13 protein-coding genes are annotated in these 12,006 nt (G+C 73.7%); 6 read left to right on the top strand and 7 right to left on the bottom strand.

Translation table 11 applies throughout. The features are described 5' to 3' along the window. The first annotated feature begins 108 nt into the window (after positions 1 to 108). On the top strand, positions 109 to 924 hold the full coding sequence (locus WMF12_RS08790; protein WP_437745150.1) for an SDR family oxidoreductase: 816 nt from the start codon (positions 109 to 111) through the stop codon (positions 922 to 924). 16 nt (positions 925 to 940) lie between these two features. Here WMF12_RS08790 and hemH read toward each other — a convergent pair whose 3' ends face one another. After that, positions 941 to 1,843, bottom strand: coding sequence for a ferrochelatase (gene hemH / locus WMF12_RS08785; protein ID WP_437745149.1), 903 nt, complete (start codon positions 1,841 to 1,843; stop codon positions 941 to 943). 155 nt (positions 1,844 to 1,998) lie between these two features. After that, positions 1,999 to 2,430 (bottom strand): hypothetical protein, encoded by a 432-nt coding sequence (locus WMF12_RS08780; protein ID WP_437869975.1) that lies wholly within the window; start codon positions 2,428 to 2,430, stop codon positions 1,999 to 2,001. 254 nt (positions 2,431 to 2,684) lie between these two features. Between WMF12_RS08780 and WMF12_RS08775 the strand changes: the two genes are divergently transcribed. Next, positions 2,685 to 3,857 (top strand): hypothetical protein, encoded by a 1,173-nt coding sequence (locus WMF12_RS08775; protein ID WP_437869974.1) that lies wholly within the window; start codon positions 2,685 to 2,687, stop codon positions 3,855 to 3,857. Positions 3,858 to 3,937: 80 nt separating this feature from the next. Here WMF12_RS08775 and recO read toward each other — a convergent pair whose 3' ends face one another. From recO to tsaB, 5 genes are all read right to left on the bottom strand, one after another. Further along, the gene (recO, locus tag WMF12_RS08770) at positions 3,938 to 4,657 is read right to left on the bottom strand and encodes a DNA repair protein RecO (protein WP_437869973.1); all 720 of its coding nucleotides are present in this window, start codon (positions 4,655 to 4,657) and stop codon (positions 3,938 to 3,940) included. A 59-nt stretch (positions 4,658 to 4,716) separates the two neighbouring features. Then, positions 4,717 to 5,151 carry a helix-turn-helix domain-containing protein gene (locus tag WMF12_RS08765; protein ID WP_044964367.1) on the bottom strand — a complete coding sequence of 145 codons (435 nt, stop codon included), beginning with the start codon at positions 5,149 to 5,151 and terminating at the stop codon, positions 4,717 to 4,719. Between the two features lie 108 nt (positions 5,152 to 5,259). Then, entirely contained in the window at positions 5,260 to 6,144 is an 885-nt protein-coding gene (locus WMF12_RS08760) for a tetratricopeptide repeat protein (protein WP_437869967.1), read from the bottom strand. 217 nt (positions 6,145 to 6,361) lie between these two features. Beyond that, entirely contained in the window at positions 6,362 to 7,210 is an 849-nt protein-coding gene (locus WMF12_RS08755) for a Crp/Fnr family transcriptional regulator (RefSeq protein WP_437869965.1), read from the bottom strand. Then, positions 7,207 to 8,028 (bottom strand): tRNA (adenosine(37)-N6)-threonylcarbamoyltransferase complex dimerization subunit type 1 TsaB, encoded by an 822-nt coding sequence (gene tsaB, locus WMF12_RS08750; RefSeq protein WP_437745143.1) that lies wholly within the window; start codon positions 8,026 to 8,028, stop codon positions 7,207 to 7,209. The genes WMF12_RS08755 and tsaB overlap by 4 nt, the downstream gene beginning before the upstream one ends. A 125-nt stretch (positions 8,029 to 8,153) precedes the next feature. On the opposite strand from tsaB, the gene WMF12_RS08745 reads away from it, so the two are divergent. The 4 genes from WMF12_RS08745 to WMF12_RS08730 all read left to right on the top strand — a co-directional run bounded on the left by WMF12_RS08745 (position 8,154) and on the right by WMF12_RS08730 (position 11,994). Next, positions 8,154 to 9,152, top strand: a complete 999-nt coding sequence (locus WMF12_RS08745; RefSeq protein ID WP_437869958.1) for a hypothetical protein — start codon at positions 8,154 to 8,156, stop codon at positions 9,150 to 9,152. Between the two features lie 311 nt (positions 9,153 to 9,463). Further along, positions 9,464 to 10,705: a trypsin-like peptidase domain-containing protein gene (locus WMF12_RS08740; protein WP_437869957.1), complete on the top strand. Its 1,242-nt coding sequence runs from the start codon at positions 9,464 to 9,466 to the stop codon at positions 10,703 to 10,705. A 174-nt stretch (positions 10,706 to 10,879) separates the two neighbouring features. After that, positions 10,880 to 11,119: a DNA gyrase inhibitor YacG gene (locus WMF12_RS08735; RefSeq protein WP_437869955.1), complete on the top strand. Its 240-nt coding sequence runs from the start codon at positions 10,880 to 10,882 to the stop codon at positions 11,117 to 11,119. Beyond that, entirely contained in the window at positions 11,116 to 11,994 is an 879-nt protein-coding gene (locus WMF12_RS08730; RefSeq protein ID WP_437869953.1) for a hypothetical protein, read from the top strand. Before WMF12_RS08735 ends, WMF12_RS08730 begins: the two co-directional genes overlap by 4 nt. Positions 11,995 to 12,006 lie beyond the last annotated feature (12 nt).

Below are 12,006 nucleotides of genomic sequence, written 5' to 3'. Positions count from 1 at the left end.
TCGTAACCGACGCCACCGGCGCGACCGAACGGCGAAAGGCCGAGCATGAGCGAGCGCGCGAGGGCGCGCCAGGGCGCGCGCTCCCGCGATCGTGGTATGCGGGCGTCCATGGCAAGCAAGCTCGCCGGGCGGGTCGTTCTCATCACGGGCGCGTCGTCGGGGATCGGCGAGGCCCTCGCCCGGGAGGTCGCCCGGCGCGGCGGCCGGGTCGTCCTCGCGGCGCGGCGGGCCCAGCGGATCGAGGCGCTCGCGACGGAGATCCGGCGGTCCGGCGGCGAGGCGCTCGCGACCCCGTGCGACGTCACGCGCGACGGCGACGTGGAGCGCGCCGTCGCGCAGGCGAGCGAGGCGTTCGGGGGGCTCGACGTCGCCATCGCGAACGCCGGGTTCGGCGTGGCGGGGCGCGTCGAGGAGCTCGCGCTCGACGATTTCCGCCGGCAGTTCGAGACCAACGTCTTCGGCGCGCTGCGCACCGTGAAGGCCGCGCTGCCGGAGCTCAAGCGATCACGCGGCGGCGTCGCGCTCGTCGGCAGCGTGATGGGCTACCTCGCGGTCCCCGCGGTGGGCGCCTACACGATGAGCAAGTTCGCGGTGCGCGCCCTCGCCGAGACGCTGCGCGCGGAGCTCCACGCCGAGGGCGTCGCGGTCACGCACGTCGCGCCGGGGTACGTGGCGAGCGAGATCCGCCAGATCGACAACGCGGGCAACCTGCACGAGGGCACCCCGGATCCCGTGCCGCGCTGGCTCGTCATGCCGGCGCAGACGGCGGCGCGACAGATCATGGACGGCATCGCCGCGCGGCGCGCCGAGGTGATCGTGACCGCCCACGGCAAGCTCGGGGTGTCGCTCTCGAGGCACGCCCCGGGGCTCCTCCGCGCGACCGTGTCGAGGCTCCCGCGCAAGCGCCGCGTCAGCGAGCGCTGAGCCGGCGCGGCGCCGCCTACGGCGCGGCCTGCGCGAGCTCGCGCCGGACGAGCGCTTCCAGGGCGTCGATGAAGCGCGGCCGCGTGTTCACGGCCGGCGCCCGGGAGAGCCGCGCGAGGCCCGCCTCACGGGCGAAGACCTGCGCCTCCACGTCGAGATCGTAGAGGGTCTCGACGTGATCCGCGACGAAGCCGATCGGCGCGATCAGCGCCTCCCGCACGCCGCGCGCGGCGAGGCCGTCGAACGTCGACCGCAGATCCGGACCGAGCCAGGCGTCGCCGGTCATGCCCTGGCTCTGGAAGGCGACGAGCACCGGATTCCCGCGGGCGGCGATGCGGCGCTCCACCTCGGCGGCCATCGCGCGGAACTGGCGCTCGTACGGATCTCCGGCGGCGATGATCCGCTGCGGGAGGCTGTGGGCGGAGAGGATCACCGCCGCCTTCGCCCGGCCCTCCTCGGGGATGCGCGCGAGCGCCTCGTCGATCACCTCGACGAAGGCGTCGATCAGCGCCGGCTCGAGCCCCCACGCGGGCACGCACCGGACCTCCATGCCGCCCTGCTCGGCAGCCGCGTCGCGGACGACGGCGTGGTAGACGTCGACGGACTGCGGCGCGAGTGGCAGCGAGACGACGCGCCTCACGCCGCTGCGGTGGAGCGCGCCGAGCACCTCGGCCGGATACGGGTGCCAGAGGCGCCCGGCGATGGCGACCGGGAGACCGAGCCTCGCAGCGAGCGCGTCCGCCTGGGCCTGCGTGATGCGCATGAGCGGCGAGCCGCCGATCGCCTGGAAGCGGCGGCGGACCTCGTCGATCACCTCCGGCGGGGCGGGCCTGCCGCGACGGATGTTGGTGACGAATGCGGGCAGATCGTCGAGCCGCTCGACGGTGCCGTGGCAGCTGAGGAGGACGGCGGTGGTCACGGCGCTACTCTACATCGGCGCCGCGCGAGCAGCGCAGCATCGGCGCCGCGCGAGCAGCGCAGCATCGGCGCCGCGCGAGCAGCGCAGCATCGGCGCCGCGCGAGCAGCGCAGCCCTCGCCGGCGCGTGAGGGCGCCGCCGCTCGCTGGCGCTGGCTCAGTCCGCGTCCCAGGCGACGACGACGCGATCGTGGCCGATGAGGCCGTTCTTCTTGCGGGCCAGGTGCTGCGCGACGACCCGATCGCCGGCCGCATAGACGCGCACCTCCATGTACGCCAGCCCCTCGTCGGTCTCGATTCCGTCCAGGATCTCCGTCGTGTCGAGCTGGCGCTCCCAGCCCGAGACCGGATCGCGGAAGAGGTCGCTCTTGAGCCGCTCCAGGATCGCGTGCCTCCCGCTGGTGACGCTGGGGTGGGCCGGCGGATCACGGCTGCTCACCTCCTCGATCACGGCGTCTTCCGCGTAGATCCGGGAGAGGGCCTCGATGTCCTTGCCCCTCAGGGCACGGGTGATCTCTGCGAGCAGTCCACCGTTCACCCGCTGGGCCGAGGGTCGCGTCCGCGCCGAGCCTTCCATGCCCGCTTGCATGGGACGCAGCGCCGCAGGCGTCGAGCCCGTGCCAGGGCCGCGCGGCAACGGTGACGGTGATGAAGCGATGAAGCGCCGCATCCCGGCAGCGACATCGGGCCGCGACGCGAGCGTCACGGATGTGACAGACGGGCGCTGAGCTCGGTGGAACGCTGAGCTCGGTGGGCAGCCCTCGTCCACATGGCCACCAGCCGAGATCGCGTGGCTGGCGGCGAGTTGCAGCGCCTGGACGGACGTGATGGATAAGGAAGGTTATGACGCAGCGCCGCACAGTCGTGCTCGCCGATCTCCATCTCGTGCGCCAGACGCCGCGCGACGTGACCGCCGATCTTGCCCGGTTCGTGGAGGCCCACCGGGGGGCACGCATCGTGGTCGCGGGCGATCTGTTCGATCTCTCCTCCGAGTCGCCCTGGATGCCCCGGCCGCGCGCGCTGCGCGAGGCGCTCCTCGCGCACCCGACCGCGCGGGCGGCGCTCGCCGAGCACCTCGACCGCGGCGGCGAGCTCTGGCTGGCGGGTGGCAACCACGACGCCGAGGTCGGGGCGCCCGACTTCCCCGTGGCGCTGGCGGAGGCGCTCGAGGTGACCGGCGAGGCACGGTCGCGGCTCCGGACGACGCCCTGGTTCTTCCGCGAGGGGGCGATCCATCTGGAGCACGGCCACCTGTACGATCCTGACAACGCCCCGGCTCACCCGCTCGTGGTCGGTGAGCGCAGCCTCGGCGTTCACTTCGTCGAGGAGTTCATCGCGCCAACCGGCGCGCACCGCTATCTGCAGGCGAACGATCAGACGCCGCTCAGCTTGTTCCTCTCGGCGTTCACCTGGTACGGCCCTCGCGCGCCCTACGTCATCTACCGCTACTTCCACGCGGCGATCGGCGCGATGTTGAAGAGCGGCCCGCTCTACCGCGCGGGAGGCGAGGCCACGGTGGGCGCCGCGGCCATGGAGCGCTTCGCGCACGAGCTCGGGGTGCCGCGCGCGATGGCAGACGCGCTCGTCGGGCTCGGGGCCACGCCGACCCTGGAGAGCGCAGCGCGCACGTTCACGCGGCTGTACTTCGATCGCGTGATCGCGACGCTGTCGATGGGCGCCGGGATCGCGGCGCTCGGGCTCGGCGCGCGGGGGACCGGCGCCGCGGCGCTCGGGCTCGGCGCGCTGCTGATGGGCGCGAGCTGGGCGAACGGGCACAACCGCTACGCCGGCACGGTCACCGAGCGCCTGGCCGAGAGCGCTGGCCGCGTCGCGAGGACGACCGGCGCGAAGCTGGTCGTCTTCGGCCACACGCACCGCGAGGCGCTCGGCGACGGCTACGCGAACACCGGGAGCTTCTCGTTCCCTCGCGCCGCGCCCGGCCGGCCCTACGTGGAGATCGCGGGGCCGCCGGAAGCACCGCGCGCGATGACCCGCTTCTGGAGAGCCGTGGCGTGACTCCGAACCACTATCCGAACCACTAGAAGAGCCGCCGAGCGGCGGCCGCCCGCGCAGGAGACGGGCGGCCGTCGGTCGCTCTAGCCCCCACTCGCGTGCGCCGTGAGCGCGCCCTCGACGAGGTCGAGCGCGAGCGGGACGTCCTCTTCCGGGATCGGCGCGCCGCCGAGCATCGCTGCCAGCAGCCGCTCCCTCGGCTCCGGCCGCAGCACGACAGGACCGCCGCCACAGGCCCGGCAGACGAGGCCGCCGCGCGCCGGGTCGGCACAGGCCGACTGCGTCGTGTCGCAGGCGCGCCCGCAACGGACGCACTGCGTGAGCTCGAGGCCCCAGCCGAACGCGACGAGCAGACGCAGGCCGGTCTCCACGAGCAGCGCCTGGGGAGGGGCCGTGGACACCTCGTCGAGGCGGTCGAGCAGCTGGTTCAGCTCGCTCCACGCCGCCTGCTCGGCGGTGTGCGCCGGCGCGATCTCCCGCACCCAGCGCAGCGCGCGCCCGGCCACATCGAGGCGCCCGAGATCCCCCGCGAGGCGCAGGCGCGGGCGCTCGATCGCCGCTTCCGTGAGCTGGGCGAGCTCCGCGCCCTGACGGATCTCCAGCGTCACGCGGAGCAGGTGCATCGGCTCGAGCGCCGGGAAGCGCTTGGCCGAGCGGCGCGCGCCGCGCGCCGTGGCAGAGATGAGCCCCCCCTGCTCGGTGAAGAGCCCGACCAGGAGGTCGGCTTCACCGAAAGGGACACGCCGGACCAGAAGCGCCCCGGTCCGGAGGCGCTCCGTCCGCGGGCGAACCGATCGAGGCATGGCAGGTACCGGCGGTTATGGCGCGAACCGCGCGCGAGCGCCCGGCGAAAATTTGGCCCTCAGGCCGAGAGGGAGGTACGAGCCCTCGCGAGCGTGCCCTCCGACAGCTCCGGCGGCATGTCGTGGCCGCGGGGCCTGAGCACGATGCTGAGCGCCAGCGTGAAGAGGATGAGCAGCAACACGAACGCGATCGCGACCCCGAAGCGCCTGCTCTGGGTGCGGCGCGCGGGCGCCGCGATGGGCAGCGGTGTCACCAGCGCGATCCGGCGGCTCGCCGTATATCGGGCCAACACCTCCTCCATCGGGAGCGAGACCGCGCGAGCGTACGCCTTCAAGAACCCGCGAACGAACACCTCGCCGGGCAGGTCGTCGAAATGATCTGCCTCGATTCGCTCGATGGAGATCACCGGGATGCGCGTGGCGCGGGCGACTTCCTCCACGCTCATGGCTCGGGCCTCACGCGTGCGTCTCAGGTAGCGTCCGATCGACTCCATCCCATTCCACCCATCGTCATTCGGTCGTCACTCTACTCACCCTGAGAACCGTTGCTCAACCCCCTAGCGCACCCCGCGGTACTTCTCGGAGAGCGGCGCGCCGAGGCCCTATTGCAACGTCTGTAACTGTGCAGCGCAGCGCTGCCCCACGGGCGTCGTCGCGTTGATCTCCCGGCACCGCTCGAGATCGGCGCGCGCGTCGTCCACGAGCCCCCTCTTCTCGGCGATGCGGGCGCGCGCGTCGAACGCGTCCTGCAGCCGCGTGCACTCCGGCTGGTCGGTCTCGACCGCCCTCGTCAGCGCCTCGCGCGCCAGATCGAGCTCGCCTCGCTTCTCGTAGGCGAGGCCGAGCCGGTACTGCCCCACGCAGAAGAGCGGCTGCGCGGCAATCGCGCGGCGTAGCGCGTCGATCGCCTCGTCGTTCCTGCCCTTGAGCAGGTACGCCCAGCCCAGGTTGCCCCACGACTTCTCCGGCGAGGCGTACAGGATGTCCTCGGTCAGCGGCTTGAGCACCGCGATCGCCTCGTCGTAGCGCCGCTGATGCACGAGGATGACGCCGAGCGCGTTCTTCGCGTCCCGCATCTCCGGGTTCGCCTCGAGGGCCCGCCGCGCCATCTTCTCGGCGCTGTCGAAGCGGCAGTCGCTGGAGTGGGCATCACCCGCGCAGAAGCCGAGCAGGATCAAGGCGCCGAGATAGGACGCCTCGGCGTTGTCCTCGTCGTGCGAGAGCGCCTGCTCGACGTGCGCCAGCGCCTCGCGCAGGCGACCGCGCTGGAACGAGTCGCGCGCGAGATCATATTCCGCGAGCGACCGCGCGTCGCTCGTCTGCGCCGAGGGCTGCGCGCCACCGCACGACGCGAGCGCGAGCGGCGCAATGGACGCGACGGACGCGACGGACGCAAACGACAACAGCGACCCCATCGACACGACAGCAGCCGCGCTGGGGATGCACCCCGCGCGGGTCGCTGCTGTCCTGTGTCGCTGCGAGGTCATGTGCGATCTTGAATCCGCTGCCGAACGATGCCGCGGCGCGGCACATTGTCAGGACGGGACTTCGCCTGCCCTGCGGGGAACCCTGAGTAAACCAGGCCGCTTGTCACGTCAACCTGCGAATCTCCCAGGAAGACGCGGCGCGTTCTCAGGATCCCGATTCCGGCTTCCAGCAATTGTCAGGTCGGCGTAGGATGGTGGCGCAGGCGCTTCCTGCTCGTCACTGTTCGCCACGGATCTCGTCCTTGAGACCCAGCAGGCCGAACAACCTCCGCAGCGCTTCGATATCCGGGATCTCGAGGCGCTCGTCAGCGACGCGCAGGTACTGGCCCTCCCGGAGCTGCTGGACGGCGCGCTTCACCGTGTCGACGTCGAGGCCGACGCGGGTGGACAGCTCCATCGGCGAGATCGCGAACGAGGCGCCGTTCGATGCGGCGCCGCCGGTGGCGCGCGACTGCTGCGCGAGCTTGAGGAGCGCGTTCACGACCTTCGACTGCGTGTCGTTGAGCATCATGATCTCGATCTGGTCCTCCGCGTCGCGGAGCCGACCGACGAGCTGCTTGATGATACGCAGCGCGACGGCCGGGTTGCGCTCGACGAGGTTCTGCAGCGTGCCCTGATCGAGCGCGAGCGCGACCCCGCGGGAGAGCGCGATCGCCGTCGACGAGCGCGCCGCGCCGCCGAGGAGCGCGGATTCGCCGAACAGATCGCCGGGCTTCAGGACCATCAAGCTGCGCTCGGCGCCGCGGACCTTCTTGATGAGCCGGACCCGCCCTTCCTCGAGGAGGTACGCCTCGGTCCCGGGCTCGCCCTCGCGGAAGATGACGTCGCCGGCCTCGAACGGGCGGCCGAACCGGGCGCGGAGCCGCTCGGGATCGGGCCCCGGCTCGGCCGACTCCACGGGGGCGGACAGGGCGGCGGGCTCGTCGCGCGACGCGGCGGGGACGGAGGGAGAGCCAGCAGGCTCCGCTGCCGCGGCGGGCGGCGGAGCGCGCTCCGCGTCGCTGGGGCTCGAGGCCTCGCGCTCCGCGTCGGGTGCGACGCCATCCCCTTCAGGCGAGCTGATCATCGGGGCGGAGTGTATCCCAGCTCGGCCGGCTTCGCGTCCGGCGCGCGCACATAGAGCGGCTCCAGGAGCGCCGGATCGTGCGGGGCCGCCGCTGGCCCGCGCTCGCCGCCCGCGGCGGCCGCCCGGAGCCGGTCGATCGCGAGGCGTCCGATCCATGTCGCGTCGGGAAAATCCAGGGCGTCGCCCCGCGCGGCGAGCGGCCGGAGCGCCTCGATCTCCTCGGCGACGGCGCCGACGACGACGATGCGGCGCCCCGCGGCGAGCTCGGCCACGACATCGAACACCGCGTCGCGCGGCAGGTGGCGCGGCGGGATCGAAGGCGCCGCCGCGGGCGCATCGAAGGCCGCCAGGAAGACCTCCCCCTTCTTGGCGTCGATCAGCGGGACCAGGAGATCGCCGGGGCCCGCCGCGCCAGCAGCGAAGGCGGCGGCGGCCATCGCCTCGAGCGATGTGACGCCGGCGACCGGGACGTCCAGCGCCAGCGCGACGCCCTTGGCCGCCGCGACCGCCACCCGGACCCCGGTGAACGAGCCGGGCCCCACGTCGCAGCCGAGCGCCTGCACCGCGGCGGCCGGTAGGCCTGCCGCGGCGAGCACCTCGTCGACGGCTCCGAAGATGCGCTCTGCGTGCCCGTGCAGGTCGGCGTAGGTCGTCGCCGCGAGCAGCCGCGCGCCGGCCGCCGGCGCCGCGGCGAGGCCGGCGGTGGAAAGCGCACCGCCCCGCGACGCCGCCGCCTCGGCGTGCAGGTCCACGTCCGCTGCTTCGAAGAGGGCGGCGCTGCCGCGCGGGGTCGAGGTCGAGAGGGCGAGGAGCTTCAAGGCGCGCTCGGGAACGTTGCAGCCGCGATGCTGTCTGGCAGAACCTCGGGCCAAGGGCAACGAGCTTCGGCGAGGCGCTGGGGCCGCTGCGCGTCCGACTGGGCCGAAGGGCGGGGTGCGAGCCGATGCGCGATCAACGAGCGATGCTGCCGGCGCTCCTCGTATCGGCGCTCGTCCATCTGGGCGCGTGGAGCTCGGCGCGGCTCGGGCCGGAGGTGCCCGCCAGCGATCCCGCCGAGCCAGCGGCGGAGCGCGAGCCGATCGATCTCTGGACCGGGCTCACGGCCGCGCTGCCGGGCAGCGGTGGCGCGGCGCGCCCGAGCGACGCTCGCGGCGGGCGCGACGAGGCCGGCGAGCGCGGCGAGCCGACGAGCATGCCAACGGCGCGCGCTCCGGCCGATGCCAGCCGGCCCACGGCGCCTGCAGAGCGCCCCGCAGAGGCCGGCGGCGAGCCGGCGCCGCCCATGGCGGCCGCGCCGCGCGGCCCGGCAGCGCCCCCGCCCAAGGCGATGCCCCGGCCCAAGGCGACGCCCCGGCCCGCAGAGCGACGCCGGGAGCCCGCGGCGAACGGGGAAGCCGGCGCACCGGCGCGCTCCGCCGCCGCGCGGACGAGCGCTGGCGCCGGAGAGGACGGCGAGGGCGACTTCGGGGCGGCCGGCGTCAGCGCTGTGCGCAACCTCGGGCGCGCCTTCACGAGGGCCATCCCGCCCGCGTGCCAGGCGGATCCGATCTGGGCGACGCTCCCGCCCGGAAGCGCGGGGAAGGCGCGCTTCGTGATCGACATCGACGACGCCGGGCACATCGCAACGTGGCGTCCGGAGCCCGGAGGGGAAGAGCCCGCGCGACACCTGAGCAACCTGGCGAAGCGGACAATCGCGCTGCTCGGCGGCGGGACGTTCGCGGTGGCGCGGGGCGCCGTGACGGCAGGGAAGCAGACGCTGGAGGTGAGCGCCGTCGTCCGCGTCGGCGAAGGCGCGGGAGAGACAGGCGCCCCTGCCGATCTGGCGTGGCGCTTCGAAGGGGGGCGCGGCAAGGCGTCGTTCGTCCAGCCCGGCGGTCGCCTGGTGGAGGTCGTCGTCCAGGTGGTGCGCACGGAGGCCGCGCGAGGCGCGCCTCCTGGCTGAGCGGCCAGCGGGCCGCGCGTGCGCCGCCTCGTCCGGCCCACGGAGCAGCTCGGCCGCGGCGCGGAGCGCTTTCCAGCGGCCGGTCCTTGTGCGCTTGCGGTCGCGCCTCGAGGCTCTACGTCCGGCCCGTGGGACGGCTCCGCGCTGCCGCATGGGCGTGTGTCGGGTTCCTCGGGACCGCACCGCTCGCTGCCTGCGACGACCGGGCAGCCGCGCTCTCGCCCCCTCCATCGCCCCGCGGCGCGGCGAGCGCGCCGTGCTCGGTCCTGCGCGCAGAATCGCCGCCCGAGCCGCCAGCGGCCCGCGGCGCGATGACCCTGCCTGCGCTGATCGAGCAGGTGCGGCCGGTGGTGGTGACCGTCACCACCCTGCGCGCGCCCTCGTTTCCGGACGGGCGCGCGGGCCCGGCGCTCCCGTTCGACGGCCGTGTGCAGCGGGTGGAGCGGGCGATCGGATCCGGGTTCGTGATCGCCGAAGAAGGGCTCGTGCTGACGAGCGATCACGTGATCGGCGACGCGTTCGGCATCGAGGTGCAGCTCTCGGACGAGCGCGCCTTCGAGGCGACCGTGGTCGGGCGGGATCCGACGCTCGACGTGGCGCTGTTGAAGCTGCTCGGAGCGGGGTCGCTGCGGGTCGCCTCCCTGGGATCGAGCGCGCCGGTCCGGCCTGGCGACGGCGTCATCGTGATCGGGAGCCCGTTCGGGCTCGGACCGACCGTGACCCGGGGCATCATCAGCGCGACGTCGAGGCCCATGGGCACGGGGAACCTCGACGGCTTCCTCCAGACCGACGCCGCCATCAACCCGGGAAACAGCGGCGGGCCGCTCTTCGACGCCACGGGGCAGGTGATCGGCATCGCGACGGCGATCCACGCCGATGGCCGCGGCATCAGCTTCGCCCTGCCGATCGACGAGGTGCTCGAGATCCTGCCCGAGCTGCGGGAGACGGGCCGCGTGGACCGGGGGCGCATCGGGATCAGCTTCCAGGAGGTGACCTCGCAGCTCGCGCGGGTGCTCCGGCTGCCAGGGCGGATGGGCGCGCTGATCACGGAGGTCGAGCCGGAGGGCCCCGGATCGCGGCTGGGCTTCAGGCCGGGCGACGTGATCACGTCGGTCGAGGGGCACCGCGTCGAGCACGCGCGCGAGCTCGCGCGCATGCTCCGGCGAGCCAAGCCGGGAGACGAGGTGGAGCTGATCTACAAGCGCGACGGCGCGGACCGGCGCGCGACGATGAAGCTCGATCCCTCGGCCCCCCACGAGCCGTCGTCGAGCTGGCGCGCGCTGGAGGAGCGCGCGCCGAGGGACGCCGAGCAGCCGCCGTTCGGCGTGCTGGCGAGCGACGCTCTGGAAGGAGCGCGCATCGAGTCGATCGCGCCTCGGAGCCCTGCGGCTGGCCGCCTCGAGGTGGGCGACGTGGTGCTCGACCTGAACGGCGCGCCGGTGCGGGGCGGCGCCGACCTGACCGCGCGCCTGGGCGCGGCGGCACACAAGGATCTCCTGTTGCGGGTACGGCGCCACGGGGCGCCCCGCTACCTCGCGGTCCCGGCGCGCTGAGCGGGCGTCGCTCCAGCACCCAGGCCGACGCGCCGGCCGCGGGCGACACACGACACACTCACCGAGCGCTGGCCACACGCCCGCCGAGCGCGGGCCACATGCCGGCGAGCGCGGGCCCACTGCTCACCGAGCGCGGGCTACATGCCCGCAATGGACGCTGCTACGTTACGCCGCATGGGAGCTTTGGCAGGCGCGAGGTGCCCGATTTGCCGCAAGTCGGCGGGGCCCAGGCCCGAGAACCCGGTCTTTCCGTTCTGCTCGCCCCAGTGCAAGCTGGTGGACCTCGGCCGCTGGCTCGACGGTGGCTACCGGGTGCCTGGCCCGCCCGTTTCATCCACAGGGGACGCCGAGACCGTGGAATCGAAGGGACGAACCGACGGGCTCGACGGGAACATCCAGGAAGAGGACGAATGATCGCTCGTCGCGCGCTTTGCCTGCTCACCGTTCTCACGTCGGCCTCCATGACGTCCGCGGCCCTGGCACAGCAGGGGCAGCCGCTCCCGGGGAACTCGCCGAGCGCCGGCGCCAGCGCCGCCTCGCCCGCCGGCGCCGCGGCCGCGCAGCCGAACCCGTACGATCCATCGATGCAGGCCGGAGGCCTGGCGCCGCCCCCTCCGATGACCACGCCCGAGCCGGAGCCCGCCGCCCCCGACGGCACAGAGCAGCGCCTCGACGAGGCCAAGGAGCGCGACTCGGGGCGCGGCCTCGAGATCGTCTGGCTGAACGTCGAGGGAGGCTACGAGAACGTCGGCCTCCAGACGTTCAACATCGACGAGGACGACTTCACGGCCGGGTTCGTTTCGAGCGCGGCCAACGGGGGTGTCATCGGCGCGGGGGCCGGCGTCCGGCTCCTGTACTTCACGCTGGGCGCCCGCGGACGGGTCGGGTTCTTCAGCGACTGGCAGCTCTTCACCCTGGGCGGCGAGGTCGGCATGCACCTGCCGCTCGGGAAGCTCGACCCGCACGTCGATCTGGGCTTCGGCTACGCCGGCCTCGGCAGCGTCAAGAGCGCGGTGAGCGGTGCGGCCGACGCCATCGCGATCCGCGGCTTCTACGGAAGGGTCTCCGGTGGGCTCGACCTCTACCTGTCGCCGGTCTTCTCGATCGGCGCGAACGCGAGCTGGGAGCTCCTGGCGCTGACCAGGCCGGGGCTCTCCTCGGCCGCGATCGAAGGGATCAAGGGCGGAGCCGCCGCGCCTCAGCAAGCCAAGGCCGATCTGCTCGCGGCCGAGGGCTCCAGCGTGGGCTCGGCGCTCGCCTTGACCGCGGTCGCCGGCCTCCACTTCTAGCCGCAGCGAAGC

Source organism: Sorangium sp. So ce363 (genome assembly GCF_051520435.1).
GTDB lineage: Bacteria > Myxococcota_A > Polyangia > Polyangiales > Polyangiaceae > Sorangium > Sorangium cellulosum_B.
This window is presented reverse-complemented; position numbering and strand designations above follow the sequence as displayed.